Origin of the sequence: Amnibacterium soli (assembly GCF_039544415.1) — a bacterium.
GTDB classification, from domain to species: domain Bacteria; phylum Actinomycetota; class Actinomycetes; order Actinomycetales; family Microbacteriaceae; genus Amnibacterium; species Amnibacterium soli.
Genome location: NZ_BAABLP010000001.1, coordinates 48,130 through 73,173 on the forward strand (window position 1 = coordinate 48,130; position 25,044 = coordinate 73,173).

At 75.5% G+C, this 25,044-nt stretch carries 27 protein-coding genes; 14 read left to right on the plus strand and 13 right to left on the minus strand.

Features of this window, described 5'->3' with window-relative positions:
- Nucleotides 1–5: 5 nt before the first annotated feature.
- Nucleotides 6–584, plus strand: a complete 579-nt coding sequence (locus tag ABEA53_RS00245) for a type 1 glutamine amidotransferase domain-containing protein (protein ID WP_345478879.1) — start codon at nucleotides 6–8, stop codon at nucleotides 582–584.
- Here the strand turns inward: ABEA53_RS00245 and ABEA53_RS00250 are convergent, their stop codons facing one another.
- The 4 genes from ABEA53_RS00250 to ABEA53_RS00265 form a co-directional block, all read right to left on the minus strand.
- Nucleotides 585–1,445: a hypothetical protein gene (locus ABEA53_RS00250; protein ID WP_345478880.1), complete on the minus strand. Its 861-nt coding sequence runs from the start codon at nucleotides 1,443–1,445 to the stop codon at nucleotides 585–587. It lies immediately after the preceding gene.
- A gap of 196 nt (nucleotides 1,446–1,641) precedes the next feature.
- Entirely contained in the window at nucleotides 1,642–2,718 is a 1,077-nt protein-coding gene (locus ABEA53_RS00255; protein ID WP_345478881.1) for a winged helix DNA-binding domain-containing protein, read from the minus strand.
- 4 nt (nucleotides 2,719–2,722) lie between these two features.
- Nucleotides 2,723–3,121, minus strand: a complete 399-nt coding sequence (locus tag ABEA53_RS00260; RefSeq protein ID WP_345478882.1) for a hypothetical protein — start codon at nucleotides 3,119–3,121, stop codon at nucleotides 2,723–2,725.
- Between the two features lie 14 nt (nucleotides 3,122–3,135).
- Nucleotides 3,136–3,696, minus strand: a complete 561-nt coding sequence (locus ABEA53_RS00265) for a cysteine hydrolase family protein (protein WP_345478883.1) — start codon at nucleotides 3,694–3,696, stop codon at nucleotides 3,136–3,138.
- A 25-nt stretch (nucleotides 3,697–3,721) separates the two neighbouring features.
- Here ABEA53_RS00265 and ABEA53_RS00270 point away from each other — a divergent pair, with 25 nt between their 5' ends.
- From ABEA53_RS00270 to ABEA53_RS00315, 10 genes are all read left to right on the plus strand, one after another.
- Complete coding sequence (locus ABEA53_RS00270) at nucleotides 3,722–4,165, plus strand: MarR family winged helix-turn-helix transcriptional regulator (protein ID WP_345478884.1); 444 nt, start codon at nucleotides 3,722–3,724, stop codon at nucleotides 4,163–4,165.
- A complete protein-coding gene (locus tag ABEA53_RS00275) occupies nucleotides 4,162–5,553 on the plus strand; it encodes an MFS transporter (RefSeq protein ID WP_345478885.1) in 1,392 nt (463 codons plus the stop codon). Before ABEA53_RS00270 ends, ABEA53_RS00275 begins: the two co-directional genes overlap by 4 nt.
- Before the next feature lie 153 nt (nucleotides 5,554–5,706).
- Nucleotides 5,707–6,804, plus strand: a complete 1,098-nt coding sequence (locus tag ABEA53_RS00280) for a hypothetical protein (RefSeq protein WP_345478886.1) — start codon at nucleotides 5,707–5,709, stop codon at nucleotides 6,802–6,804.
- A gap of 113 nt (nucleotides 6,805–6,917) precedes the next feature.
- Nucleotides 6,918–8,090, plus strand: a complete 1,173-nt coding sequence (locus tag ABEA53_RS00285; protein ID WP_345478887.1) for an LLM class flavin-dependent oxidoreductase — start codon at nucleotides 6,918–6,920, stop codon at nucleotides 8,088–8,090.
- Nucleotides 8,091–8,092: 2 nt separating this feature from the next.
- Entirely contained in the window at nucleotides 8,093–8,536 is a 444-nt protein-coding gene (locus tag ABEA53_RS00290) for a MarR family winged helix-turn-helix transcriptional regulator (protein WP_345478888.1), read from the plus strand.
- 76 nt (nucleotides 8,537–8,612) lie between these two features.
- Nucleotides 8,613–9,293: a CE1759 family FMN reductase gene (locus tag ABEA53_RS00295; RefSeq protein WP_345478889.1), complete on the plus strand. Its 681-nt coding sequence runs from the start codon at nucleotides 8,613–8,615 to the stop codon at nucleotides 9,291–9,293.
- 59 nt (nucleotides 9,294–9,352) lie between these two features.
- Nucleotides 9,353–10,300: a helix-turn-helix domain-containing protein gene (locus ABEA53_RS00300; RefSeq protein ID WP_345478891.1), complete on the plus strand. Its 948-nt coding sequence runs from the start codon at nucleotides 9,353–9,355 to the stop codon at nucleotides 10,298–10,300.
- Nucleotides 10,301–10,415: 115 nt separating this feature from the next.
- Entirely contained in the window at nucleotides 10,416–11,807 is a 1,392-nt protein-coding gene (locus ABEA53_RS00305) for a protein kinase domain-containing protein (protein WP_345478893.1), read from the plus strand.
- Nucleotides 11,808–11,857: 50 nt separating this feature from the next.
- Nucleotides 11,858–12,238, plus strand: a complete 381-nt coding sequence (locus ABEA53_RS00310; RefSeq protein WP_345478894.1) for an HNH endonuclease — start codon at nucleotides 11,858–11,860, stop codon at nucleotides 12,236–12,238.
- Nucleotides 12,239–12,406: 168 nt separating this feature from the next.
- Entirely contained in the window at nucleotides 12,407–13,786 is a 1,380-nt protein-coding gene (locus ABEA53_RS00315) for a protein kinase domain-containing protein (protein ID WP_345478895.1), read from the plus strand.
- Here the strand turns inward: ABEA53_RS00315 and ABEA53_RS00320 are convergent.
- The 3 genes from ABEA53_RS00320 to ABEA53_RS00330 are packed head-to-tail and all read right to left on the minus strand — an operon-like array spanning nucleotide 13,731 to nucleotide 16,497.
- Nucleotides 13,731–14,735: a D-alanine--D-alanine ligase family protein gene (locus ABEA53_RS00320; RefSeq protein ID WP_345478896.1), complete on the minus strand. Its 1,005-nt coding sequence runs from the start codon at nucleotides 14,733–14,735 to the stop codon at nucleotides 13,731–13,733. The genes ABEA53_RS00315 and ABEA53_RS00320 overlap by 56 nt on opposite strands.
- The gene (gene alr / locus ABEA53_RS00325; RefSeq protein WP_345478897.1) at nucleotides 14,732–15,859 is read right to left on the minus strand and encodes an alanine racemase; all 1,128 of its coding nucleotides are present in this window, start codon (nucleotides 15,857–15,859) and stop codon (nucleotides 14,732–14,734) included. The genes ABEA53_RS00320 and alr overlap by 4 nt, the downstream gene beginning before the upstream one ends.
- Complete coding sequence (locus ABEA53_RS00330; RefSeq protein WP_345478898.1) at nucleotides 15,856–16,497, minus strand: M15 family metallopeptidase; 642 nt, start codon at nucleotides 16,495–16,497, stop codon at nucleotides 15,856–15,858. Before ABEA53_RS00330 ends, alr begins: the two co-directional genes overlap by 4 nt.
- A 170-nt stretch (nucleotides 16,498–16,667) precedes the next feature.
- On the opposite strand from ABEA53_RS00330, the gene ABEA53_RS00335 reads away from it, so the two are divergent.
- A complete protein-coding gene (locus ABEA53_RS00335; protein WP_345478899.1) occupies nucleotides 16,668–17,309 on the plus strand; it encodes an NAD(P)-dependent oxidoreductase in 642 nt (213 codons plus the stop codon).
- Nucleotides 17,310–17,393: 84 nt separating this feature from the next.
- Here ABEA53_RS00335 and ABEA53_RS00340 read toward each other — a convergent pair whose 3' ends face one another.
- On the minus strand, nucleotides 17,394–17,924 hold the full coding sequence (locus tag ABEA53_RS00340; RefSeq protein ID WP_345479649.1) for a CoA-binding protein: 531 nt from the start codon (nucleotides 17,922–17,924) through the stop codon (nucleotides 17,394–17,396).
- A gap of 148 nt (nucleotides 17,925–18,072) precedes the next feature.
- On the opposite strand from ABEA53_RS00340, the gene ABEA53_RS00345 reads away from it, so the two are divergent.
- Entirely contained in the window at nucleotides 18,073–18,750 is a 678-nt protein-coding gene (locus tag ABEA53_RS00345; protein WP_345478900.1) for an SDR family oxidoreductase, read from the plus strand.
- Nucleotides 18,751–18,964: 214 nt separating this feature from the next.
- On the opposite strand, the gene ABEA53_RS00350 is transcribed toward ABEA53_RS00345, so the two are convergent.
- Genes ABEA53_RS00350 through ABEA53_RS00360 form a run of 3 tightly spaced genes read right to left on the minus strand, consistent with a single transcriptional unit; the run spans nucleotide 18,965 to nucleotide 22,109 of the window.
- Entirely contained in the window at nucleotides 18,965–19,480 is a 516-nt protein-coding gene (locus ABEA53_RS00350) for a DUF4240 domain-containing protein (protein ID WP_345478901.1), read from the minus strand.
- Nucleotides 19,481–19,482: 2 nt separating this feature from the next.
- The gene (locus ABEA53_RS00355; RefSeq protein WP_345478902.1) at nucleotides 19,483–19,938 is read right to left on the minus strand and encodes a GNAT family N-acetyltransferase; all 456 of its coding nucleotides are present in this window, start codon (nucleotides 19,936–19,938) and stop codon (nucleotides 19,483–19,485) included.
- On the minus strand, nucleotides 19,935–22,109 hold the full coding sequence (locus tag ABEA53_RS00360; RefSeq protein ID WP_345478903.1) for a glycoside hydrolase family 3 protein: 2,175 nt from the start codon (nucleotides 22,107–22,109) through the stop codon (nucleotides 19,935–19,937). Before ABEA53_RS00360 ends, ABEA53_RS00355 begins: the two co-directional genes overlap by 4 nt.
- A gap of 120 nt (nucleotides 22,110–22,229) precedes the next feature.
- On the opposite strand from ABEA53_RS00360, the gene ABEA53_RS00365 reads away from it, so the two are divergent.
- The gene (locus ABEA53_RS00365) at nucleotides 22,230–22,997 is read left to right on the plus strand and encodes an SDR family NAD(P)-dependent oxidoreductase (protein WP_345478904.1); all 768 of its coding nucleotides are present in this window, start codon (nucleotides 22,230–22,232) and stop codon (nucleotides 22,995–22,997) included.
- Nucleotides 22,998–23,018: 21 nt separating this feature from the next.
- Here ABEA53_RS00365 and ABEA53_RS00370 read toward each other — a convergent pair whose 3' ends face one another.
- Together ABEA53_RS00370 and ABEA53_RS00375 are read right to left on the minus strand one after the other, a co-directional pair.
- Nucleotides 23,019–24,068 (minus strand): aldo/keto reductase, encoded by a 1,050-nt coding sequence (locus tag ABEA53_RS00370; protein ID WP_345478905.1) that lies wholly within the window; start codon nucleotides 24,066–24,068, stop codon nucleotides 23,019–23,021.
- A 108-nt stretch (nucleotides 24,069–24,176) separates the two neighbouring features.
- Nucleotides 24,177–24,974: a ferritin-like domain-containing protein gene (locus ABEA53_RS00375; protein WP_345478906.1), complete on the minus strand. Its 798-nt coding sequence runs from the start codon at nucleotides 24,972–24,974 to the stop codon at nucleotides 24,177–24,179.
- Nucleotides 24,975–25,044: the final 70 nt, after the last annotated feature.

Below are 25,044 nucleotides of genomic sequence, written 5' to 3' on the forward strand. Positions count from 1 at the left end.
AGGTCATGACCGACATCTCCGACGCGGACCTCAGCGGGCGCACCGTGCTCGCACTCGTGACCAACTACGGCGTGGAGCAGGACGAGCTCGTCGTCCCCGTGCAGCACCTGCGCGACCGCGGCGCGACGGTGGAGATCGCCGCGCAGCAGCGCGACGACGTCGTCACCCTGGTCGGCGACAAGGACCCGGGCCAGAAGGTGACCCCGTCCACGACGATCGACGCCGTCGACGCCTCCGGCTACGACCTGCTGCTGCTGCCCGGCGGCTCCATCAACGCCGACACCCTGCGGCTCGACGGGAAGGCCGTCGCGATCACGAAGGCGTTCGCCAATGCGGGCAAGCCGATCGCCGCGATCTGCCACGCGCCCTGGACGCTGATCGAGGCCGGCGCGGTCGAGGGCAAGCGGCTCACCTCGTACGCCTCCCTGCAGACGGACCTGCGCAACGCGGGCGGCGACTGGGCCGACGAGGCGGTCGTGGTCGACGACACCCGCGGCTTCGCGCTGATCACCTCCCGCGACCCCGACGACCTCGACGCGTTCACCGGCGCCATCGACCAGGTGCTGGTCGCCGCCTCCGCCTGATCAGGCGGCGGGCGGCGCGCCCGCGCCGATCTTCCGCCGCCGCAGCACGACGAACACCGCGGTGGTGAGCACGGCCCACACCGCGAGCACGAGGTACGGCGTGCCGTGCAGGTGGTCGCGGAAGTAGGTGAGGTCGCGCAGCGCCTCGACGGTCGCGCCCGCCGGCATGCCCCGGCCGACGGCGGCGAAGAACGGCGGCAGCAGCGGCTGCGCGACCGCGCCGCCCGATGCCGGGCTCGAGACCAGGATGAACAGCAGCCAGGTCGGCAGCAGCGCCCACTTCGCCCCGATGAGCAGGCGCCAGCACAGGTAGGTCGTGCCGGCCGTCCAGGAGGTGAGCGCGAGCACGCCCCAGGTCGGCAGGAACGGCACCTCCTCCAGGTGCGCGATCGGCCCGACCATCGAGGTCACGGCCAGCGCGACGAGCACCGACCGGATCGCGTCCCACCGCAGCTCGCCCGCCAGGGTCAGCCCGTTCGCGTTCGCCCGCGTCTGGATCGCGCCGATGAAGCCCATGATCACCGACGCCAGCGCGACGTAGAAGAGCACGGTGCCGGAGGGGTCGCGCGGGTCGACGGGGTGCAGGTCGCGCACGGTGAGGGCGGTGCCGAGCGCCCGAGCGACCGCGGTCGTGTCGGCCTGCAGCACCCGGGCGACGGAGGGGCCGGAGGCGGAGGAGAGCAGCAGCTCGGCCCGGCCGTCGTCCGCCCGCACGAGCGCGGCGTAGATCCGCTGCTGCCCCAGCTCGGTCACCGCCGCGGCGCGGGAGGGGAGCGCGGTCGCGTCGATCGTGCGCCGGTCGGCCGAGCCGAAGGCGCGCTCGGCGGTCGCGGGGGACCAGCCGACGACCCCGATCCGCACGTGCCGCGGCTGCGGGTCGCCGAGCGGTGCTGTAGCTGAAGACGTAGAGCGCGGCGACGGCCGCGATCACTAGCGTCACCACGAGGGCCGGGAGGTTGGACCCCGGCAGCACCGCCGCCCGCACCCTGGTGCGCCGTCGCTCGTGCTCCTCGGTCCCCACCGCCGGACGGTAACCGCGCGACCTCGGGCGCACCTCTCAGCCCGCCGCCTCGAGCACCGGCGCCTTCGCCGGCAGGCCCAGGTAGCCGGCCACCGCCTCCGCGTCGGCGAGCAGCACGCGCTCGGCCCGGGCGGCGAGCGGCTCGAAGGGCGCGATGCGCACCCGGTCCCCGGCGATGCGCCAGAGCGCGACCGCGCGCCCCTCCGCCATCGCGAACGAGCGGAAGACGCCGCCGAGCACGACGTCGGGGTCGTGCGCGCCGAGCACCGGCTGCCGCGACACCCAGCCGTGCAGCACCGGGTCGAAGTTGCCGAGCAGGCGGGTCGGCGCGGGCTGCACCGGAGCCCGCTCGGCCAGGTCGACGAGGCCGTCGCCGGCGGGCACCGTCTCGTCCGCGATCGCCGCGAGCCCGGCGCGGGCGTCGCGGAGGGGCAGCTTCGCCCACATCGCCAGGTCGCGGTCCGCGGCCGGGCCGTGGCCGGCGAGGTAGCGGCGCGCCAGCCGCTCCAGCGCCGCCGCGCGGTCGAGCGGCTCGGGGGCGGGCCCGAGCCAGTGCTCCGCGAGGACCATGCAGTGCTCGCGGTCGCGCACCGGGCCGCGGATCAGGCGGTGCCGCAGCGTCGCGGCGAGCAGCACGTGCACGAGCGCCTGCCCGGCGGTCGGCACGCCGGCCGCGTCGAGCGCGGCCCGCAGCTCCTCCCGGGTCCGCGGCCCGTGCTCCGTGATCGCCGCCACCACCGTCTCGATCCCCCGCTCCGCGAGCACGGGGTCGACCCCCTCCTGCTGCAGCCGTCGCGCGGACTCGGCGGCAAGCTGCGGGGTGGTCAGGTCGTGCAGCCACCAGAAGTCCTCGGCGGTCACGAGGTGCAGGGTGCCGCGGTTCAGCCAGGAGACGACGAGGCTGCGCGGCCCGGTCAGCGCCGCGTCGACGTCCGCGGCCACGACGCCGGAGGTTCGCGCGCGGACGGCGAGCCGGAACCCCCGCGGATCCTGCCCCTGCACGGCGAGGACGCGGCGCACCGCGTCCTCCGCGGTCGTCGCCGGCGGCCCGCTCAGCAGCTGGGCGGTGCAGCGGGCGGCGACCACGTCGTCGGGACCGGGCGCGGGCGGCATCGCGTCAGTCGAGCAGGACGGCCCAGCCGTCGAGCACGGCCCCCTCGTGGTCAAGCCCGTACGCGGCGATCCGCCGCACCCACTCCTCGAGCCCCTCCTTCGTGACGGACACCTCGGAGGTGGTGCCGCGCACGACCCCGTCGTCGAGCTCGCCCTGCGGCTCGGTCGCGGTGGCGGCGTAGCCGAGGTCGTCGCGGACGCCCTCGAGCAGGTCGGTCGCCGCGTCCTCGTGCACCGCGGAGAACGCGAACTCGAGCTGCGCGGCGGCGGCGACCCCGTTCTCGGCGATCGTCGACCAGTCGTCGCTGTTCATCGTCGCGAGCTCGTCGACGATCTCCGCGAGCTCGTCCGCGTCGACGTCCTCGGACACCTCGGGCACCGTGTCCTCGATCGGGGTCACCATGCCCCCATCCTGTCCTAGGCGGCGGACGCCGCCCATTCCTCCGCGGTCAGCACGGCGGCCTGCTTCGGGAAGACCTTCTCGAGCAGCACGCGGTGCACCTCGGGGTCGGCGTCCGCGCACGCGTCCGAGAGCACCACGAGGTCGAAGTCGAGGTCCGCGGCCTCGATGTACGTGGACAGCACCACGCCGCTCGTCGCGATGCCGGCGAGCACGAGCCGCTCGGCCCGCAGCGCCCGGAGCAGCACGGCCAGGTCGCTGCCCGCGAACGCGCTCACCCGGCGCTTCACGACCACCGGCTCGCCGGGGTGCGGGGCGACGGCGTCCGCGATCTGCACCTCGGGCGCGTGCTCGCCGCCCGTCGCCCGCGCCTTCGCCGGGGCGAACCGGCGGTTCGACTCGGCGACCTCCGGAGCGCCCTCCCGGAAGGCCACGCGCACGTGCACGACGGGGATCCCGGCTGCGCGGGCGGCGTCGGCGGCCGCTGCGGCGCGCTCGAGCACGGCCGCCGACGGGTACCGCTCGACGATGTTCCGCTGCAGGTCCATGAGGAGGAGGACGGTGCTCGACCCGGTCATGATCGACAGTCTAGGCTGTGCATCTGTGACCGATCCGGAGTCCGAGGACCTCGCCGCCCGCACCGCGCACGAGGTGCGCGTCGCCGTCGGCCGGCTGTGGCGCCGCCTCCGTCTGGTGGCGAACGAGGGCGGGCTGTCCGCCTCCCAGTCGTCCGCGCTCGCCCGCATCGCGAAGGGCGAGGCCGACACCGCCGCCGCGCTCGCCGCGATGGACGGGGTGCGCCCGCAGTCCATGGCCGCGACCGTCGCCGCCCTCGAGCGCGACGGCCTCGTGGAGCGGTCGGTCGACCCGGCCGACGGGCGGCGCGCCATCCTGCGCATGACGCCGGCGGGGGAGGCGCGCTTCCGCGGCGACCGGGCCGCGCGGCAGGAGTGGCTGGCCCGGACCCTCCGCGAGCGGCTCGATGACGGCGAGCTCGCCACCGTGCTCGAGGCGGCCGCGCTGCTGCAGCGGCTCACCGAGCGATGACGACGCACGCGGCGCCGGTCGACCGGTTCGACCGGCGGCTGCTCGCCCCGATGATCCTCGGGTCGATCCTCAACCCGATCAACTCGTCGATCATCGCGGTGGCGCTCGTGCCGATCGCCGTCGCGTTCGGCGTCCCGGCCGCGGAGACGGCGTGGCTCGTGTCCTCGCTCTACGTCGCCACGGCCATCGGGCAGCCGCTCGTCGGGCGGCTCGTGGACGTGTTCGGCCCGCGCCGCCTCTTCCTCGCCGGCACCGTGCTGACCGGGATCGCCGGCGTCATCGGGCTGCTCGCGCCCTCGATCGCCGTGCTCGTCGTCGCGCGGGTGGTGCTCGGCTTCGGCACCTGCTCCGGCTACCCCGCCTCCATGGTGCTGATCCGCCGGGAGGCGCAGCGGACCGGGCAGGAGAGTCCCGCGGCCGTGCTGACCGCCCTCGCGATCGCGACCCAGACCGTCGCGGTCGTCGGGCCGACGCTCGGCGGGGTGCTCGTCGACCTCGGCGGCTGGCGCGCGACCTTCGCGATCAACGTGCCGCTCGCGGTCGCCGGCGTGCTGCTCGGCCTGCTCGTGCTGCCCCGCGACGAGGCCGTGCCGGAGGCGTGGCGCCGGCTCGCGCGGCTCGACTGGGCGGGGGTGGGGCTCTTCGCGGCGACGCTGGTGGCCCTGCTGCTGTTCCTGATGGCGCCGCACGTCGCCACGGCGTGGCTGCTCGGCCTCGCGGCCGTGCTCGCCGCCGGCTTCGCGCTGCGGGAGCGCCGCGCCGCAGACCCCTTCATCGACGTGCGGGTGTTCGCCGGCAACCGGCCGATCCTCGCGACCTACGCGCGGTCGCTGCTCGCCGCGACGGTCTCGTACGGCTACCTCTACGGGTTCACGCAGTGGCTGGAGGACGGGCGCGGGCTCTCCGCCTCGGGCGCCGGCCTGGTGCTGCTGTCCACCTTCCTCGTCGGCATCCTCGTGTCGGTCACCACCGGGCGGCGGCCGGAGGTGCGGGCGAAGCTGCTCGTCGGCGGGGTCGTGCAGGTCGTGGTCTGCGCCGGGCTGCTCGTCGTGACCGGCTCGTCGCCGGTCTGGCTGCTCGTCGTGCTCGCGGCGCTCATCGGCCTGCCGCAGGGCCTGCTGAACCTCGCCAACCAGAACGCGCTCTACTTCCAGGCGGACGGGAGCCGCGTCGGCGCCTCCGCGGGCCTGCTGCGCACCTTCATGTACCTGGGTGCGATCCTCGCGTCGACCGCGAGCGCGGGCTTCTTCGGCCGACGCGCCGACACGGGCGGCCTGCACGAGCTCGCGCTGTTCATGCTCGGCGCCTGCGTGCTGCTCGTCGTGCTCGTCGTCGCCGACCGGTCGCTGGCCCGCGTCGGGCGCGCGGAGGCGGACGCCCGGCCCTGACGTCGGGACGTGCACTTCCCGACGGTCGTGCGCGGCCCGCTGCGGGCGACCGGGGCCGCCCCGGTCGGGCCGGACCGGCTTGAGACCTGCGAGGACGCGGCCCCGCGGCGTGACCCGCCGCCGTCCGCGCGGCCTCCGGCTACCGTGCTGGCCATGAGCGAAGGAGGCGAGCCGCGCCCCTCCGGCCCGTCCCGGCGCACGGTGCTCGCCGGGGGCGGCCTGCTGGCGGCGCTCGCCGCGAGCGCGGCGGTGGGCGTCCGCGCGCTGGGCGCGGAGCACCGCGCGCTCCCGGCGCCGACGGCGACGGCCGCCGCGCCGATCGCCCCGGTGTCCGCGGCGCCGGTGCCGACCGCTCCTCCGCTGCCGCCCCCGCCGCCGCTGGGCGCGCCGGTCCCCGGTGTCGCGCTGGGGCCCCGCGGCGGGTGGGCGCTGCAGAGCCTCCTGCTGCTGCCCGGCACGGGCGAGTGGTTCACCACGCAGGCGAAGCGGGGGACGAGCGGCCTCCTCGACCCGGCCGGGCTGGACGTGGGCGACATCGTCGTCTCGCGGCTGGCGGCCGACGGCCGGTTCCTCGACGCGATGGTGCTGCCGGACGCGGGACACGGGATGGGCCTGATCGTGCGCCTCGAGGGCGGCGTGCGGGTCGTGTACTCGTGCTGGTTCGCGCCCGACGCGAGCGGGCGCCTGTACGACGTGGTGCGGATCCCGTACGCGCCCGGCGTCGCCGCGCGCACGGCCGCGGCCCCCGTCGTCGCGGGGCTGGGCTACCCGCTCGATCCCTGCGCGGACCCCACGACGGGCGCGGTGACGGTGCGCCACCAGGGCGGCGGCGGCCCCGAGTACACCCGGCACACGTGGTCGGACTTCGCCGCGGGGGACCTCTCCCGACCGACCGGTGCGGCGCCCACCACGGACCGGCCGCCGACGCACCAGGGGTTCGCGACGGTCGGCGACCGGTTCTTCTTCTACACGGGCGCGTCCAGCGACACGGTCGGCGGGGACCCCGCGCTGATCACGGAGTGGAGCTGGACCACCGGCGCCGTGGTCGGTGCGCCGATCGACGCCTCGGCCCTCCTGCGGCAGGCGGACGGCGGCTACCCGGGCGGCCGCATGGAGCCCGAGGGCGCCACGGTCGTCGTCGACCCGAGCGGCGCCGCCTTCCTGGTCGTCGGCTTCACCACCGGCGGCGGCCCGGACGCGACGGCGCCGCGGACCTACCCGACCTTCCGGTACCCGGTCCCCGCCGCCTGATCGCGGGGCGGAGCCGCGCCGGGGCACGACTCGCCGGAATACTGCTGGACACCGCGAGTTGTATGCGATTGCATGGATTCGGGCACGCTGCCCACCAGGAGGAGTTGGTTCGGATGCAGTTCGGAGTGTTCTCGGTCGGCGACGTGACGCGGAACCCGGTGACGGGGGAGACGCCGAGCGAGGCCGAGCGGATCAAGGCCGTCATGGCCATCGCGCGCAAGACGGAGGAGGTCGGTCTCGACGTCTTCGCGTTCGGCGAGCACCACAACCCGCCCTTCATGTCCTCGTCGCCCACGACGCTGCTCGCGGCCGTCGCGGCGCAGACCGAGCGCCTCCTCGTCTCGACCTCGACGACGCTGATCACCACGAACGACCCGGTGCGCCTCGCCGAGGAGTACGCGATGCTGCAGCACGTCTCCGGCGGCCGCATGGACCTGATGCTCGGCCGCGGCAACACGGCACCGGTCTACCCGTGGTTCGGGCAGGACATCCGCCAGGGCCTGCCCCTCGCGCTCGAGCACTACAACCTGCTCCACCGCCTGTGGCGGGAGGACGTCGTGGACTGGCAGGGCCGCTACCGCACCCCGCTGCAGGGCTTCACCTCCACCCCGCGCCCGCTCGACGACGTGCCCCCGTTCGTCTGGCACGGCTCGATCCGCACGCCCGAGATCGCAGAGCAGGCCGCGTACTACGGCGACGGCTTCTTCGCGAACCACATCTTCTGGCCGTCGGAGCACAGCAAGCGCCTCATCGACTTCTACCGGACGCGCTTCGAGCACCACGGCCACGGCACCCGCGACCAGGCGATCGTCGGCCTCGGCGGCCAGGCCTTCATCGCGAAGACGTCCCAGCAGGCCCACGACCGGTTCCGCCCGTACTTCGACGAGGCGCCCGTGTACGGCAACGGCCCGCGCATGGAGGACTTCGCGCGGCAGACGCCGCTGTCGGTCGGCAGCCCGCAGGAGGTCATCGACAAGACGCTGACCTTCCGCGAGACGTTCGGCGACTACCAGCGCCAGCTGTTCCTCATCGACCACGCCGGCCTGCCGCTCGAGATCGTGCTGGAGCAGCTCGAGCTGCTCGGCGGCGAGGTCGTGCCGGTGCTGCGCCGCGAGCTCGACGCCCTGCGCCCGGCCCACGTGCCCGACGCACCCACCCACGCCTCCCTCGTGCGGGCGAAGTACGGCGACGCCGAGCCCCGGCAGCCGCGGCCGAACGCCAACCGCGGCGACAACGTGACCGGCGGCTCGCCCTACCAGGACACCGAGACGACCGAGGCCGCCTGAGCATGGCGCCCGCCGCCGACGGCCGCGACATCCGGCTCGCCAACGAGTCCTGGGAGGCGCTGCTCTCCGCCCAGGTCTCGGTGATGCGGGGCTTCGCGGCCGAGCGGATGTGGGACGAGCTGACGCTCAACGAGTACGACGTGCTCTACGCGCTGAAGAAGGCGGGCTGCGCCCTGCGGCAGAGCGAGCTGACGAAGCAGGTCCTGCTGAGCCAGCCCGCCCTGTCCCGCCTCGTCGAGCGCCTGGAGCAGCGCGGCCTCGTGCGGCGCAGCAGCGACGAGCGCGACCGGCGCGGCGTGCTCGTCGAGCTCACGGATGCGGGCGCCTCCGCCCAGCAGCGGATCGGCGCCCGGCACGCCCGCAGCGTCGAGGAGCGCATGCGCTCCCTCACCCCCGAGCAGCAGCGTCAGCTGCGCGACCTCTGCGCCCTCCTGCTCACCGACTGACCACCGCGTCTTCACGGAGTTCTGGCCGGCCGGAGGCTCGCCAGAACTCCGGAAGAACGAAAGAAGAAGGAACCCCATGAAGCTCGTCGTCGTCTCCGGCGGCACCAGCGACCCGTCGTCGACGCGGATGCTGGCCGACCGCATCACCGCCCGCGTGCTCGAGCGCGCCACCGGGGCCGGGGTCGAGGTGACCGCCTCGGTGATCGAGCTGCGGCCCCTCGCCGCCGAGCTCGCGTCCGCGCAGGTCACCGGCTTCGCCCCGCCCGCCGTCGCCGCAGCGATCGCGACGCTGGCGGAGGCGGACGGCCTGATCGTCGCCACCCCCGTCTACAAGGCCGGCGTCAGCGGGCTCGTGAAGTCGTTCTTCGACGTCGTCGACCAGGACCTGCTGATCGCGGTGCCGACCGTGCTCGCCGCGACCGCGGGCACCTCGCGGCACGCGCTCGTCGCCGACGAGCAGCTGCGCTCCCTGTTCGCCTACCTGCGCGCGCTGACGACGCCGACGAGCGTGTTCGCCGCGCAGGAGGACTGGGGCGGCACGGGCCTCGCCGACCGCGTCGACCGCGCCGCGCACGAGCTGGTCGTGCTGCTCGAGGCGGGCGTGAGGTCCGCCATGCGCGACGCCGGCACGCACTACAACCGCGTGTTCGGCAGCGCCGCGCAGGGGGAGGAGGCGATCGAGTTCGACAGCGACCTCATGCGCCTCGCCACCGGCGGCTCGGCCGAGGGCGCGGTCCGCCCGATCCGCCCGGTCTGAGCGCGCGCCGAGCGGGCGCATCCCCCTCCGGGCGCCCCGTGCTCCTCTAGGTTCGAGGCATGCCCGAAGCCCTGCTGCGTCAGCGCGACACCGCGTCCGACCCCGATCGGGCGACGGCGGCGCTGCGGGCGGTGCTCGGCAACGGCACCGTGGCGGTCGAGTCCGGCGCGCTCGACTACGACCAGGTGTCCGCCGTCGACGACGGCGTCAGCGTCACCCGGATCCGCAGCGCCGGCACCGCGGTGCGCCTGAGCACGGGCGCCTCGCCCGAGCTCGTGGTCGTGGCGGTCCGCGAGGGCCGGGCCGAGCTGCGGCACGACGCCGAGCGGGTCCTGCTCGAGGCGGGCGACCTGGGGCTCATCCCGAACGGCCGGTCCCTCGAGCTGCGCTGGGACCGGGTCGTGCTCGACCTGTTCTCCATCGGCTCGAGCTCGATCCAGCGGCTGCTCGGCGTCGACGGCCGGCCCGTGCACCTCGCGGCGCCGCGCCTCACCCCGCGCTCCAAGGACCTCGCGGTGCTCTGGGACCGCGTCGCCCGGGTGCTGGCCGGCACGGTGCTGGAGGCGCCGGACCTGTACCAGCGGGACCTCGTCCGCGACCAGATGATCGACACCCTCGCCGCGACGACGATCGAGGCGTTCGAGCTCTCGGAGGCGGAGGAGGCGGACGTCGACCACGACGACGAGGCGCTGCGCCGCGCCGAGTCCCTCATGCGCCGGCGGCTCGGCGAGCCGCTCAGCATCCCCGACGTCGCGCACGCGTCGGGCGTCTCCCTGCGCGGGCTGCAGCTGCTCTACCAGCGCCGCCTCGGCACGACCCCGCTGCTGCACCTCCGCAGCATCCGGCTGGCCGCCGCGCGTGCGGCGCTGGCGCAGGGGCAGTCGGGCGAGACGGTCAGCGCGGTCGCCCGGCGCTTCGGCTACACGAACGTCGGCCGGTTCGGCGCGCACTACCGCGCGGCCTACGACGAGGCGCCCTCCGCGACGCTGCAGCGCGCCCGGTCCTGATCGGGCCGCGTCCGTCCTGCGCAGCGCCGCAGACGATTCGCGCAGTCCTCTCCCGCTCCGCCGCACGGCTCGGGAGGATGACCGCGTCCGCCGACCGAAGGAGCGCCTCGCCGCGATGCCCGCCGAGCACCGAGCCGCATCGCCCGAGCCGCGGCTGCCGCCCGCCATCACGCAGCGGTACCGGCTCGGCGAGGTGATCGGGCGCGGCGGCACGTCGACCGTGTACGCCGCCACGGACACGCTGCTCGGCCGCGAGGTCGCGGTGAAGGTGTTCGCGGCGAAGGCGGTGTCGGAGGCCGAGCTGCGGGTGCAGCAGGCGGAGGCGCGGCTGGTCGCACGCCTGAACCACCACGCGCTCGTGACCCTGCTCGACGCGGGCGTCGACACGAGCCGGCCGGAGGCGCCGCAGATCTACCTCGTGATGGAGCGCACGCCGGGCGTCGACCTGAAGCGGCGGCTGCTGCAGGGCCCGCTGCCCGCGAAGCAGGTCGCGTACCTCGGCTTCGACCTCGCCGAGGGGCTGCACCACGTGCACGAGCACGGGTACCTGCACCGCGACGTCAAGCCGGCGAACGTCCTGCTCGACGACCGCGGCGCCGACACCCGCCTGCGCGGCAAGCTCACCGACTTCGGCATCTCCAGCATCATCGGCTCGGAGCAGGGCGAGTTCACGACCGGCACCGCCGCCTACCTCGGCCCCGAGCAGGTGGAGGGGGACGACGCGGTGCCCGCCACCGACGTCTACTCGCTCGGCCTCGTGCTGCTCGAGGCGGTCACCGGCCGGGTCGAGTACACCGGCTCGGTGATCGAGGCGGCCACCGCCCGCCTCGAGCGCGACCCGGTCGTGCCGCCGACCGTGCCCGAGGCGATCGCCGTGGTGCTGCGCGGCATGCTCGCGCGGCGTCCGGACGACCGGCTGACGCTGCCGGAGGTGTCGGTCGGGCTGCAGAACGCGCTGATCGCCGAGCTGATCCGCGAGCGCTCGCTCGACCCCGCGCTGCTCGCGCCCGACGAGGCGGTCCGCGCGACGGCGGTGCACCGCTTCGACGTGCTGGGCGACGCCCCCGACGAGGCGTTCCACCGAGTGACCTACCTCGCGGCCCGCCTGCTGCGGGTACCGGTCGCCTTCGTCTCCATGGTCGACGCCGATCGCAAGGTCATCCGCTCCGCCCGCGGGCTCGACGGGGCGCTGCAGGAGGTCGCGCGCAACGAGGCGCTCTGCGCGATCCCGGTCGCCACGGGCCGCGCCGTGTCGGTGCCGGACGTGCGGGCGGACGCGCGCATCGCGGGCAACCCGATCCTGCTGCACGACGAGGCGCTGACCTCCTACGCCGCCGCGCCCCTCGTCACCTACGACGGCCTCGCCATCGGCGCGCTCGGCGTCTTCGACCGCGTGCGCCGCGACTTCGACGCGGACGAGCTGCGCGACCTCGCCGAGCTGGCCGCCGTGATCATGCGGGAGCTCGAGCTGCGCCTCGCCGCGCGCCGGGCCCTCATCGCGCGCTGACCGCGGAAGTCCGCGGCGCCGCCGGCGGTTGCACCGAGGAGGAGGCGGCGATGGCGCAGGGACGGGCAGCACGCATGGTCGCCGCACGGGAGCGGGACGGCGATACCTGCGTCTGGTGCGGCACCGCGTTCGACGAGCGCACCCGAGCGACGCGGGAGCACGTGATCCCGCGGGTCAAGGGCGGCCCGTCGTGGCTCGAGAACGAGGTCGCGGCCTGCCGGCGGTGCAACGGCGAACGCGGGCACCGGGCGCTCGTGGAGTGGCTCGACGAGTGCGAGCGGCGGGGCTGGCAGCCCGACGTGCCGCGGCTCGAGCGCGTGCTCGTCGCCCTGCAGCGGGCCATCGCCGAGCGCGGCGGGCAGCGCCGGGCGCGGCCCCAGCTCGACGCGCAGCTGCGTCGCCTGCGCAAGCGCACGCCCCAGCACGTCTGACGCGGCGGGGTGAGCGCGCACCCTCCGACACCGCCCCCGACTTCCTGGGGAGCACCTCCCGAACACCTGTTCCCGGGGCGCGCCGAGGTCGATACTGGCGCTGCGGCGGTCGCGGGGACCGCGGCACGAGTGGGGCCGACCGGGACCCACCGGACGAAGGCGGACACCGTGGGGATCGACGTCGGGGAGCGGCGGGCGGCGGGCCCGACCGAGGTCGCCTCCGGGCGCTACGTCCTCGGCCGCGAGATCGGCCGCGGCGGCACGGCCCGCGTCTTCCTCGCCCGCGACCGCCTGCTCCGCCGCGAGGTCGCGGTCAAGGTGTTCCGCGCCCGGGCGGAGGACCCGGAGGAGCTGCGGGTCCAGGAGGCGGAGACGAAGCTCATCGCCTCGCTGAACCACGCGGCGCTGACGACGCTGCACGACGCCGGCATCGACGTCACCGACCCCGAGCGGCCGCAGGTCTACCTGGTGATGGAGCACGTGCGCGGCGGCGACCTGCGCGAGCGGCTGCGGCGCGGGCCCCTCTGCCCGCTGCAGGTGGCGTGGCTCGGGACCGACCTCGGCGGCGGGCTGGCGTACCTGCACCAGGCGGGCTTCGCCCACCGCGACATCAAGCCGGCCAACGTGCTGCTCGACGCGGCCGACGCCGGGGAGGAGCGCATCCGCGGCAAGCTCGCCGACTTCGGGATCTCCTCCCTCATCGGCAGCGTCCGGGCCGGCGACGCCCTCACCGGCACGGCCGCCTACCTCAGCCCGGAGCAGGCGGAGGGGGAGGACGCGGGTCCCGAGTCGGACGTGTACTCGCTGGGGCTCGTGCTGCTGGAGGCGCTGACGGGCGCCGTCGCCTTCCCGGGCGACGTGACCGCCTCCGCCATGGCCAGGCTCGACCGCGACCCCGTGGTCCCGGCGTCCGTGCCCGAGGGGCTCGCGACGATCCTGCGCGGCATGACCGCGCGCGACCGCCGGGCGCGGATGCCGCTGGACGAGGCCGTGCCGGCGTTCCTCGACTGGATCGTCGACGACCGGGTGCGCCGGCGGGAGGACCAGGGGCAGGGGTCCGAGTCGGCGCGCATCGCCGCCGCCCGCCGCTACGACGTGCTCGACACCGCGCCCGAGGACGCGTTCGACGAGGTCACCGAGCTCGTGCGCCGCACCCTGCACGTGCCCGTCGCGATCGTCGCCGTGGTCGACGAGGAGCGCGCCTACTTCAAGTCGCGGCGGGGCGTGGGCCTTCCCCAGCTGCCGCGCGCGGTGACGAGCGAGTTCGCGGAGTCGGAGGGGCTCGGCACCTGGAACATCCCCGACGTGCTCGCCGTGCCGAGCCTCCGCAGCCATCCGTTCGTCGCGGGGGAGCCGCACGTGCGGTCGGCGCTCGCCGCGCCGCTGCTCACGCACGACGGGCACTCCATCGGCCGGATCCTGGCGTGCGACACGGCGCCGCGCACCTTCGACGCGGAGGACGTCGCGACCCTGGAGGGGTTCTCGCGGATCGTCATGCGGGAGCTGGAGCTGCGGCTCGCGAGCCGACGGGCCCTGTTCCGGAGCTGAGCAGCGCGACGGCGACGAGCTCGTCGACGAGGCCCGGCAGGTCGAGTCCGCCGGCGGCGCACATCCGCGGGAAGCCGGACTGCGGAGTCATGCCCGGCATGGTGTTCACCTCGTTCAGCACGAAGCCGTCGTCCGTCACGAAGAAGTCGAACCGCGCCAGACCGCCGCAGCCGAGCGCGCGGAACAGGCGCACCGCCGCCTCCCGCAGCGCGGCCAGCACCGGCTCGTCGACCGCGGCGGGGAAGCGCACGACCGCGGTGCCGTCGTACTTGCGGGAGGTGTCGAACACCTCGCCCTCCGCGACGCCGTACTCGACGGGCGGCGGCACGGTCAGGGAGCCGTCGCGCCGCTCGACCACCGCGAGCTGCACCTCCCGGCCGCGCACGTAGGACTCGACGAGCACCGTGCCGCCGGCGGTGCGGGCGAGCGCGACCGCGGGCGCCAGGTCGGCCGGGTCGCGCACCACGGAGACGCCGAAGCTCGACCCGGCGGTCGTCGGCTTCACGACGACCGGCGTCGGCACCTGCGGCACCGGGTCGCCCGGCAGCAGGAGCACGCCGTCGGCGACCCCGATGCCGAGTGCGGCGGCGACCGCCTTCGTCGCGTGCTTGTCCATGGCGATCGCGCCGCCGAGGGCGGGGCACCCGACGACGGGCAGCGCTGCCAGGTCGGCGAGCGATGCGATCGCGCCGTCCTCGCCCGGGGCGCCGTGCAGCACGGGGAAGACGACGTCGCAGCCCGCGAGCAGGCCGACGCCCGCGGCGAGGGAGGCGGCGGGCGTGCGCCCGAGCGGGCCGCCGCCGTCCGCCCAGACGCCGTCCCGGCCGATCGTCATCGCGACCGGGTCGTGCCCGGCGGCGGTGAGGGCGTCCGCGACCGCGGCGGCGCTGCGCAGCGAGACGTCGTGCTCGGGGCTGGTGCCGCCGCCGAGCACCGCGACGCGGCTCATCGCACGCCGTCCAGCACGCGGGCCACGCGGGCGCCGATGCCGGTGACGACGTCGTGCTCGATCGTGCCGGCCCAGCGCGCCCAGTCGGCGGCGGTCGGCTCGCCGCCGGCGCCGGTGCCGAACACCACCGCGGTCGTGCCGAGGCGGACCCCCTCCGGTCCCGCATCGACGACGGTCTGATCCATGGAGACCCGGCCGAGCACGCGGCAGCGGCGGCCGTCGAGCTGCACCCCGGCCTCGGGCTCGATGCGACGGGGCAGGCCGTCGGCGTAGCCGAGCGGCAGCAGCGCGAGCACGGTGTCGCGCTCGGTGCGGGCGGTGTGGCCGTACCCGACGGGCGTGCCGGCCGGCACGACCCGCGTCAGCACCACGGGAGCGGTGAGCGTCAGCGCGGGCCGCAGCCCGGGGCCGATGCCGACCAGTCCGGCGCCGATGCGGACCAGGTCGAAGGCGGCGTCCGGCAGCCGCAGGGCCGCCTCCGTCGCGGCGAGGTGGCGGACGGCGGGTCGCAGCCCGGCCGCCTCGACCGCCGCGACGGCGCTGCGGAACGCGACGACGCCCGCCGCGTTGCTCGCGTCCGCGGGCTCGTCCGCCCGGGCCAGGTGCCCCATCACCCCGACCACCTCGACGAGACCGAGCCGCTCGGCGTCCGCGGCGGCGGTGATCAGCGCGCTGCGGTCCGGGGCGCCGTCGCGGGCCATTCCGGTGTCGACGTGCAGGTGCACGCGGGCGCGCGCGCCGCAGCGCCCCGCCGCCTCGGCGACGGCCTGCAGGTGGGCGACGGACGCGATCGCGACGTCGATGCGCAGCCGCAGCGCCGCCTCCCACGCCGCGTCGACCGGCAGCAGCCAGCAGAGCAGCGGTGCCGCGATGCCTGCCCGGCGCAGGGCGACGGCCTCGTCGAGCGTCGCGGTGCCGATCCAGGTCGCGCCGGCGGCGAGGGCGGCGCGCGCGGCGGCTTCAGCGCCGGCGCCGAAGCCGTCCGCCTTCACGACCGCCATCACGGCCGCGCCGCTCACCGCGGCGGCGCGGCGCACGTTCGCGGCGATCGCGGTCGAGTCCACGTGCAGCGCGGGCCCCGCGACGGTCGCGGGTGCGGCGGCGGCCCTCGGCAGCGCGCTCATCGGCCGGCCTGCGCGAGCACCGGCGCCTCGATCGGGCCGTAGACCGCCGATCCCGCGCGCACGGACCACGCCCAGTACCGGTCGCCGTGGCTCCAGTGCCACCACTCTGTCGGGTAGTTCACGAAGCCGGCGCCCGTCATCGCGAGCGTGAGCAGCCGGCGCTCCTCCCGCGCCTCGACGCCGATCGCCGCGTCCATGAAGCAGGCGCCGCGGCTCGCCTCCGGCGTCGCGTCGATCGGGGTGCCGAGGTCGACGGGGCGGCCGAGCCGGTCGACGAGCGTCACGTCCACCGCGGCGCCCGCGACGTGCGGCGCGACCTCGATGGGGGAGACGAAGCGGCTGGTCAGCCGGCGCTGCTCCTCGGGCAGCGCGAACGGGTGGGCGGCCTCGACCTCGGCGGCGTAGCGCCGCCAGATCGCCAGCTGGTCCTCGGGGCGCCGGTGCCCCTCCACGACCCGCAGCCTGCGGCCGGGCGGCAGCAGCAGCTGCGCGACCGCGAGCCGCGCGGCGACGCCGGAGCGCACGAGGGGGCGGTCGCCGTCGGGGCCGGCGGTGTCGGCGGGCACGGGGACGAGGGCCTCCCCCGAGTCGACGACGGGGAGGGCGGCGATCACGGGATCGGCGAGCAGCACGGTCATGGTGCGAGCCTGGCGCGCACCGCCCTGCCGCCGGATCGGTCGCGGGAGCCGTCGCGCTCCTCCCCGCGGTGGATCCGGTCCTCCTCCGACCGGCTGACCCGGTTCCGGGGAATGCCGCTCGCAGCGGCCCGGTTGCGGCTCGACGACATCCTGAGCGGAAGGCGGAGGACATGGCGCGCATCGCGGTGCTGGGCGGCACGGGGTACACCGGAGGACACGTCGTGCGGGAGGCCGCGTCGCGCGGTCACCACGTCACGGCCTACAGCCGGAACGCGCCCGAGGCGCCGATCGAGGGCGTGCACTACCTGCAGGGCTCGATGACCGAGGAGGGCGCGATCGCGGGCGCCGTCGCCGGTCAGGACGTCGTCGTGGAGGCGCTCGCGCCGCGCGGCGAGCTCGCCGGCCGCCTCGAGGGCCTCGTGCTCGACGCCGCGCGCCTCGCCGCCGAGCAGGGCGCACGACTCGTCGTCGTCGGCGGGTGGAGCGGGCTGCGCCCCGCCGAGGGCGAGCCCCGCTTCAGCGAGGGCGACGTGCCGGAGGCGTTCAAGGCCGAGGTCGAGGAGATGGTCCGCGTGCTCGAGGCGCTCGAGCAGCACGCGCCCGAGGGCCTGGACTGGCTGTTCGTCAGCCCCGCGCAGGTCTTCGGCTCCTACGCGCCCGGCGAGGCGCTCGGCCGCTACCGCATCAGCGGCCCGGTCGCCCTCTTCGACGAGCAGGGCGCGTCCGCGGTCTCGGGCGCCGACTTCGCGCTCGCGATCGTTGACGAGATCGAGCGCCACGAGCGCACGGGGCACATCGGCGTCGCCTACTGAGGCGCTGGCGGGGCGCTCCGCTGCTGCTTCGACGGTGCGCACCGTCGGATCAGCAGCGGACGGCCCCGCCAGCGTCCTGCGGCGTCAGCGCAGGGTGCGGCGGGAGGTGATCTGCCCGGTGTCGAAGCCGAGCAGGTGCAGCCCGCCGTGGAAGCGCGCGTGCTCGATCTTGATGCAGCGGTCCATCACGACCGTGAGGCCCTTCGACTCGCCGTAGTAGGCGGCCTCCTCGTTCCAGATGCCGAGCTGCACCCAGACCGTCTTCGCGCCGACGGCGAGTGCGTCGTCCATCACCTCGGGCACGTCGCTGCCGCGCCGGAACACGTCGACGACGTCCGGCACCTCCGGCAGCGAGGCGAGGTCCGGGTAGACGGGGTGGCCCAGGATCTCCGTCGCCCGCGGGTTCACGAAGTACACGCGGTACGGGCTCGAGGACAGCAGGTAGGTCGACACGAAGTAGCTCGACCGCGCCGGGTTGGGGCTCGCGCCGACGATCGCGACGCTCTTCGCGTTCCGCAGGATGCGCAGCCGCGCCTTCGCGTCCGGCCCCTGCCACGTGCGGTTCCTCCGCAGCAGCTTCGCGAGCGGGCTGGAGGCGGGCAGGTCGCAGGTCATGCCGTTCGCGAGCGTCGCCGTCACGGTGTCCCGCGTCGGCGGCGCGCTCGGCGTCTCGACGTGGGCCAGCACGGCCCCGTCCTCGGCGGCCGCTGCGGTCAGAGTGGAATCGGCCATGGCGCCAGTCTGCTCCTCCTACCCTGGCGGGATGGACCGTCCCGTCGCCCTCGTCACCGGCGCCTCCCGCGGCATCGGCCGCGCCGTCGCCCTCGAGCTGGGCCGCACGCACCACGTGCTCGTCGGCGGCCGCACCGCGGAGGCGGTGGCGCCGGTGGTCGCCGCGCTGCCGTCCGCGGAGCCGTTCGTCGCCGACCTCGCGGCCGACCCGGTGCCCGCGCTGCCGGCGCGCCTCGACGTGCTCGTGCACTCCGCGGGCGTCGAGGACGGCGGCCGCGTCGCCGACACGGAGCGGGCGGTGTGGGAGCGGGTGTTCGCGGTCAACCTGTTCGCGGTCGCGGAGCTGACCCGGGCCGCGCTGCCCGCCCTCCGTGCCGCCGAGGGCCTCGTCGTGCCGATCAACAGCGGCGCGGGCTTCACGAGCGCGCCCGGCGGGGGCGTGTACGCCGCGTCGAAGTTCGCGCTGCGCGCCTTCGCGGACGCGCTGCGGGAGGAGGAGCGGGGCAGCGGGGTGCGGGTCAGCACGATCCACCCGGGCCGCACCGACTCCGACATGCAGCGCGAGAAGGTGCGGCGCGAGGGCCTCGAGTACGACGAGCGCTACGTGCTCGACCCCGACTCGGTCGCCGCGGCCGTGCGGCTCGCGGTCGACCTGCCGAAGGGCGGCACCGTCGAGTCGCTCTCGATCCGCCCCACCCGCATCCGCTGATCGCTGATCTCGCGGATCCGCGAGACCGCCGGGCGCTCGTCCAGCAGCCGGACGGTCGATGCCCAGCGAGCGGGGTCAGGCTCGGTTCATGAGCGACGCCAAGGACCAGCAGGACACCGCCCCCGACCCGGAGCAGCTGCCCGACGGCAGCGGCCCGCGCGACGACACCGCCAGCGGCGGCGACGACGACCAGTTCGAGGGCTGACCCCGCGCGTCAGCCGCTGAAGCGAGCCCGCGCCTCGGCGAGCCGGGGCAGGCGGGCGTCCGAGCCCTCGGGGTCGAACGGCTCGCCGGCCGGTTCGCCGTCGGGCGTCGCCGCGTCGTCCTCGCCCTCCGGGTCCGGCAGGCCGCGCTCGTCGACCGCCTCGACGGCCGCCGAGGCCAGGGCCCCGTTCTCGAGCGGCTCGTCCGCGGTGAGCAGGTCCGCCAGGTCCTCGGGATCCGCCAGCACGGCGTCGACGGCCGCGGAGCCCTTCCCGATCAACCAGGCGCGGAAGGCCCGGAAGCCGTCGTCGCTCATCCCTCCCGAGACGACGTAGCCCGCCTCCCGCACCGACCAGCGGTCGAGCAGCGCCAGCTCCGCCGTGAAGCGCCTCGCGAAGCCGAGCAGCTCGTCGTCGTCGAGGCCCTCCAGCGCGGTGCGCAGGTCGTCGGCGTCGGCGCTCGGGGCGTCGTCCTCCACGCCCTCGCGGGCCGTGTCGAGGATCTCGTAGAAGCGGGTGCGGTCCATCGTCAGCTCCCTCCGGGTTCGCGGCGCATGGGCACGTGGGGGATGCCGTCCTCGTGGAAGCGCTCGCCGTCGATCGTGAAGCCGAACCGGGCGTACCAGTCGGCCAGGTGCTCCTGGGCGTCGAGGACCATCGGCGCCCCGGGCGCGAGCTGCGCGCAGCGCTCGACGGCGAGGCGCATCAGCGCGGAGGCGACACCGCGGCCGCGCGCCGACGCCGCGGTCGCGACCCGGCCGATCCGCATCGCGTCCGGGTCGCGCAGCACCCGAGCGGTGGCGAGCACGGTGCCGTCCTCCTCCGCCCACAGCAGCTCGGCGCCCGGCTCGACGTCCCGGCCGTCGACGTCGGGGTAGGCCGCCTCCTGCTCCACGACGAACACGGCCACGCGCAGCTCGAGCAGCCGGTAGAGCACGACCGGGTCGAGGTCCGCGGCGGCGGACCGGTGGTAGCCGATCGTCACGGGCGCAGCGCTCCCACCACGTCGAGCACGGCCGTCGGGCCGCTCTCGTCCGCCGCGTGCGCGGCGGCGCGCAGCAGCACCGCGTCGCAGCCGGGTACCCAGCCCTCCGGGGTCCAGCGCTGCAGCGGCCGGAGGGAGACCGGCACGGCCACCTCGCGCTGCTCGCCGGCCGCGAGCGCGACGCTCGCCCAGCCGAGCAGGCAGCGGGCGGGCAGCGCGCCGTCGCCACCCTGCGGGTCGCCGTAGACCTGCACCACCGTGCGGCCGTCGCGGTCGCCCGTGTTCGCGACCTGCACGGTCACCTCCGCGGTCTCGCCGTCGACGCGCCCGATCGCGAGGTCACGGAAGACGGAGGAGGAGTAGGAGAGGCCGAAGCCGAGCGGGAACGCCGCCGGCACGCCCAGTCGGTCGAGCAGGCGCTGCCCGAACCAGCGGTCGTACGTGACGGCGGTCGCCGTCGCGTCGAAGGCGGGCAGGTGCTCCTCGCTCGTCGGCACGGAGAAGGGGAGGCGACCGGACGCGTCGACGGCGCCGAGCAGCACGTCGGCGAGGGCGTGCCCGCCCTCGCTGCCCGCGTACCAGGCGAGCAGCACGGCGGGCACGTCGTGGCGCCACTCCTCGGTGATCACGGCGCCGGCGGCCACGATCACCACGACGGTGCGCGGGTTCGCGGCGACCACGGCGCGGATCAGCTCGACCTGCGCGGCGGGCAGGCGCAGGCGCGTGCGGTCGCCGCCGGCGCTGCCGCCGCTGATGCCGCCCTCGGTGGAGCCGCCGGCGAGGAAGTCCTCGGCCCACGCGTCGCCGTCCGTCGGCGGGTAGGTGGCGACCAGGTCGGGCGCGAGGAAGGCGCCGGCGTCGATGAACTCGCCCTCGTCGGCCGCCGTGTAGCCGACGACGACGACCGCCGCGTCCGCCTCCGCGGCCACCCGCGCGGCCTCCTGCGGATCGTCGCCCGCGCTGACGACGCGGTCCGCGCCGAGCGTGTCGCGCAGCCCCTCGAGCGGCGTCACCACCGCCGGCGTGCGGACGTCGGAGGAGCCGTTGTCGCCCGTGTTCGGCTGCGCGGCGAGCGCGCCGACCACCGCGAGGCGGGTGAGCCCGCGGTCGAGCGGCAGCACCGGCCGCCCCTCGACGGGCTCGTTCGCGAGCAGGACCATCGAGCGGGCGGCGGCCTCGCGGGCGAGCGCGCGGTGCGCGTCGGAGAACACGACGCCGGCGCCGGGCTCGTCCGCGACCTGCCGCGCGGCGAAGCGCAGCTGCACCGCGAGGATGCGCACCGCCGCCGCCTCCACGTCCTGCCGCAGCTCGGGCCGCTCCTCGAGCGCGGCGGGCAGGGCGAGCGCGCGCTGCTCCGCGAACGGCTCCTCGACGTCGAGGCCCGCGACGAGCGAGGCGACCGCGTCGCGGAGGCCCCAGATGAAGTCGGACACCGCGATGCCGCGGAAGCCCCACTCCTCCCGCAGGATCCCGGTGATCAGGCGCCGGTTCTGGCCCGCCCACTCGCCGTTGACCGAGTTGTAGGCGGTCATCACGGCGTCCGCGCCCTCGCCGACGACGCGGCGGAAGTGCGGCAGGTAGACCTCGTGCAGCACGTCCTCGTCCACGGTGACGTCGACGGTGAAGCGGGCGTTCTCCATCGAGTTCAACGCGTAGTGCTTCACCGTGGTCATCGCGTTCGGGGCGACGCCGCGGTGCAGCGCGGCGCCGAAGTCGCCGAGCAGCAGCGGGTCCTCGCCGTAGGTCTCCTGGATGCGGCCCCACGCGGGGTGCCGCGGCAGGTTGATGCAGATGCCGCCGAAGAAGTTGCCGCCGAGCGCGCGCAGCTCGAGCCCGATCGCGGTGCCGACCTGCTCCTCCAGGGCCGGGTCCCAGGTCGCGCCGCGGGCCATCGCGACGGGGAACGCGGTGGCGTTGCCGAGCACCACGCCGCGGGGGCCGTCGCCGAAGCGCAGCCCCGGGACGCCGAGGCGCGGCACCGCGCCGTGCACGTAGGGCGTGTGGTTGTAGCCCTCGGTGACCATCGTGCGCATGCCGCGCCAGAAGGGCTCGTCGCCGTCGAGCAGGCTGAGCCGCTCCTCGGCGGTCAGCAGCTCGACCAGGGCCCGCGCCTCCTGCGCGGCGTCGCCGCCGTCGCGCACCCGGGCGACGGCCTCGTCGAACGCGCTCATCGGAGGGTCTCGCGGAGGTGACAGCGGCGGCACATGGGTTGAAGTGTGCCCGAGCCCTGCTCCATCTTCACGGAGTTCCGGCACGGCTCCGCCGCGGCCGGAAATCCGTGAAGATGAAGCATGAGCACCGGCACGTCGTTCGAGGGGGCCGTCGCGGTCGTGACCGGGGCCGCGCGCGGCATCGGGCGCGCGATCGCCCTGGAGCTCGCCGCGGCGGGTGCCGACATCGGCGTCGGGCTCCGCGACGTCGAGCGCGACAGCGGCGTCGTCGCCGAGATCGAGGCGCTCGGCCGCCGTGCCGTCGCGCTGCCGATGGACGTGACGGACCTGGCGCGGTCGCGCGCCGCGATCGACCGCGCGGTCGACGAGCTGGGGCGCCTCGACGTGCTCGTGAACAACGCGGGCGGCAGCATCGTCGCCGACGCGCTCGACGTGACGGAGGAGGACTTCGAGGCCGTCTGGGGCCTGAACACCCGCAGCACGTTCTTCCTGTCGCAGCACGCCGCGAAGCACTGGCGCGACTCGGGCAGCGGCGGCGCGATCGTGAACGTCGCCTCGCAGGCCGGTCTCGTCGCGCTGCCGGGGGAGTCCTCCTACTGCACCGCCAAAGCGGCCGTGATCCACCTCACGAAGTGCCTGGCGGTCGAGTGGGGCGGGCTCGGCATCCGCGTCAACGCGGTCGCGCCCACTTTCGTCGAGACCGACGGCACCGAGCCCGCGCTGAGCGACCCGGCGTTCCGCGCCGACACCGTCGAACGCATCGCCGCACTGCACCGCATCGGCACGCCGTCGGAGGTCTCCGGCGCGGTCGCGTTCCTCGCCTCCCCGGCCGCCTCGCTGATCACCGGGCACACGATGGTGATCGACGGGGGCTGGACGGTCCGCTGACCGCCCGGCCCCCGTCGGCCGTCAACCGAGGTGCGGCGTCAGCAGCGCCTTGGTGGACTCGCCGAGGCGGTCGGCGGCGTTCAGCTGGTGCCAGTGCGGGTAGCGCAGCGGCTCGAGCGACACCGCGTCGAGCCGGGCGAGCTCGTCCGCGCTCAGCTCGAGGTCCGCGGCCGCGAGGTTGTCCGCGAGCTGCTCCTCCGTGCGCGCACCGACGATCAGCGAGGTGACCGCGGGCTTCGCCAACGTGTACGCGAGGGCGACGCGGGCGGCGGAGACGCCGTGGCCCTCGCCGATCTCGACCAGCGCGTCGATCGTGTCGTACAGCCGGTCCTCGTCGTGGACGGGCGGCTCGGTCCAGCCCTCGAAGCGGCGGGTGCCCTCGGGCGCATCCTGTCCGCGGCGGTACTTGCCGGACAGCAGGCCGCCCGCGATCGGGCTCCAGACGAGGATGCCGAGGCCCTGGTCGATGGAGACGGGCACGAGCTCGTTCTCCGCGTCGCGCGCCTGCAGCGAGTAGTAGATCTGCTGGCTGACGAACTTCTCGGTGTGGTGCTTGTCGGCGGTCCAGAGCGCCTTCATCAGCTGCCAGCCGGTGTAGTTGGAGGCGCCGATGTAGCGGACCTTGCCCGAGCGCACGAGGTCGTCGAGCGCCTTCATCGTCTCCTCGAGCGGCGTCTGCCCGTCCCACTCGTGCACCTGGTACAGATCGATGTGGTCCGTCTTCAGGCGGCGGAGGCTCGCCTCGGCGCCCTCGATGATGTGGTGCCGCGAGAGGCCGGCGTCGTTCGGGCCGTCGCCCATGCCGCCGCGCACCTTCGTCGCGATCAGCACGTCGTCGCGGTTCTTCCCGAGGGCCTCGCCGAGGATCTCCTCCGACAGGCCGTTCGAGTAGACGTCGGCGGTGTCGATCAGGTTCACGCCCGCCTCGCGGGCCAGGTCGATCTGGCGGCGGGCGCCGTCGACGTCGAGGTTCCCGATGGGGCTGGCCCATCCGGTGCCGCCGAATCCCATGGTGCCGAGGGTGATGGTGGAGACGCGGAGACCGGAGCTCCCGAGCTGGCGATACTGCATGGGCCGAGCGTAGGCAGGGCCGCTCCGCGCCTCCTGCGACAACCTTGCTCACGCTTCGTGCCGCCGCCGCGCCTCCGCGGCGGCACGAAGCGTGAGCAGAGACCGCCGTCAAGCGGCGACGGGCGCCTCGATCACCACGAGGTCGGGGCGCGGCACGGAGGGGCCGAGCACCCGGTCCACGGGCCCGGTCATCACGGTGCGGGCGGCGGAGGCGAACCCGCGCAGACCGTGCGCCCAGACCTGCGCGGGCCGGCGGCCGCACAGCCGCAGCGCCTCCCGGTGCCCGACCGCCAGCACGGAGGCGGCGCCGACCGCGACCGGCGCCCACGCGAGCGCGATGCCGATGCGTGCGGCGAGCGGGCGCGGGCGCAGGTCGCGGTGCAGCCGGTCGATCTGGAACCGGACGTGCTCGCGCTCGTCCGCCACGATCCTCCGGCCCACCCCGGCGAGCACGGGGTCCGGCCCGTTCGCGGCGAGGGCCTCGAACCAGTCGAGCGCGACGGTCTCCGCGACGAGGAAGAGGGCGATCTCGGTGTCGAGCCCGAGCGACCGGCGCAGCAGCGTGAACACCCGGTCGGACCAGTGATCGGCGAGGGAGGGGGCGCCCAGGTGGCGCAGGCCGCGGCCGAACAGCGCGGAGTGCGCCTGCTCCTCCTCGACGAGCAGGCGCACCGCCTCCACGTAGTCGGGGTCGCCGGTGCGCTCGGCGAGGCCGAGCAGGTGGGTGCCGTCGCCGCTCTCGCCGAGCTCGAAGCGCTGGAAGGAGTGCGCCATCGCCCGGCGCACCGGTTCGGGCAGCCCGCACGGGGCGTCCCAGTCGACGGTGGCCTCGATGCGCTCGCGGCGCAGGCGGTTGCGGGCGAAGTAGTCGGCCCAGGCGGCGAAGGGGGAGGGGGAAGCGGTCATCCTTCGACGCTAGGAAGCGCCCGCACCGCCGTCCTCGGCCGCAGGGAGCGGTGCCCTCCGCCGGAGGTCG

Coding starts and splice junctions, on each gene's coding strand:
- ABEA53_RS00330 (WP_345478898.1), bottom strand. CDS start 16,497: ATGACCGTGCTGCTCGCCGATCCCGTGATCGCCGCCCTCCCCGTCGTC.
- ABEA53_RS00280 (WP_345478886.1), top strand. CDS start 5,707: ATGAGCGAAGGAGGCGAGCCGCGCCCCTCCGGCCCGTCCCGGCGCACG.
- ABEA53_RS00365 (WP_345478904.1), top strand. CDS start 22,230: ATGAGCACCGGCACGTCGTTCGAGGGGGCCGTCGCGGTCGTGACCGGG.
- ABEA53_RS00245 (WP_345478879.1), top strand. CDS start 6: ATGACCGACATCTCCGACGCGGACCTCAGCGGGCGCACCGTGCTCGCA.
- ABEA53_RS00370 (WP_345478905.1), bottom strand. CDS start 24,068: ATGCAGTATCGCCAGCTCGGGAGCTCCGGTCTCCGCGTCTCCACCATC.
- alr (WP_345478897.1), bottom strand. CDS start 15,859: ATGAGCGCGCTGCCGAGGGCCGCCGCCGCACCCGCGACCGTCGCGGGG.
- ABEA53_RS00335 (WP_345478899.1), top strand. CDS start 16,668: ATGGCGCGCATCGCGGTGCTGGGCGGCACGGGGTACACCGGAGGACAC.
- ABEA53_RS00255 (WP_345478881.1), bottom strand. CDS start 2,718: ATGCCGCCCGCGCCCGGTCCCGACGACGTGGTCGCCGCCCGCTGCACC.
- ABEA53_RS00290 (WP_345478888.1), top strand. CDS start 8,093: ATGGCGCCCGCCGCCGACGGCCGCGACATCCGGCTCGCCAACGAGTCC.
- ABEA53_RS00340 (WP_345479649.1), bottom strand. CDS start 17,924: ATGACCTGCGACCTGCCCGCCTCCAGCCCGCTCGCGAAGCTGCTGCGG.
- ABEA53_RS00305 (WP_345478893.1), top strand. CDS start 10,416: ATGCCCGCCGAGCACCGAGCCGCATCGCCCGAGCCGCGGCTGCCGCCC.
- ABEA53_RS00260 (WP_345478882.1), bottom strand. CDS start 3,121: ATGGTGACCCCGATCGAGGACACGGTGCCCGAGGTGTCCGAGGACGTC.
- ABEA53_RS00350 (WP_345478901.1), bottom strand. CDS start 19,480: ATGGACCGCACCCGCTTCTACGAGATCCTCGACACGGCCCGCGAGGGC.
- ABEA53_RS00345 (WP_345478900.1), top strand. CDS start 18,073: ATGGACCGTCCCGTCGCCCTCGTCACCGGCGCCTCCCGCGGCATCGGC.
- ABEA53_RS00310 (WP_345478894.1), top strand. CDS start 11,858: ATGGCGCAGGGACGGGCAGCACGCATGGTCGCCGCACGGGAGCGGGAC.
- ABEA53_RS00300 (WP_345478891.1), top strand. CDS start 9,353: ATGCCCGAAGCCCTGCTGCGTCAGCGCGACACCGCGTCCGACCCCGAT.
- ABEA53_RS00320 (WP_345478896.1), bottom strand. CDS start 14,735: ATGAGCCGCGTCGCGGTGCTCGGCGGCGGCACCAGCCCCGAGCACGAC.
- ABEA53_RS00375 (WP_345478906.1), bottom strand. CDS start 24,974: ATGACCGCTTCCCCCTCCCCCTTCGCCGCCTGGGCCGACTACTTCGCC.
- ABEA53_RS00295 (WP_345478889.1), top strand. CDS start 8,613: ATGAAGCTCGTCGTCGTCTCCGGCGGCACCAGCGACCCGTCGTCGACG.
- ABEA53_RS00275 (WP_345478885.1), top strand. CDS start 4,162: ATGACGACGCACGCGGCGCCGGTCGACCGGTTCGACCGGCGGCTGCTC.
- ABEA53_RS00360 (WP_345478903.1), bottom strand. CDS start 22,109: ATGAGCGCGTTCGACGAGGCCGTCGCCCGGGTGCGCGACGGCGGCGAC.
- ABEA53_RS00285 (WP_345478887.1), top strand. CDS start 6,918: ATGCAGTTCGGAGTGTTCTCGGTCGGCGACGTGACGCGGAACCCGGTG.
- ABEA53_RS00265 (WP_345478883.1), bottom strand. CDS start 3,696: ATGACCGGGTCGAGCACCGTCCTCCTCCTCATGGACCTGCAGCGGAAC.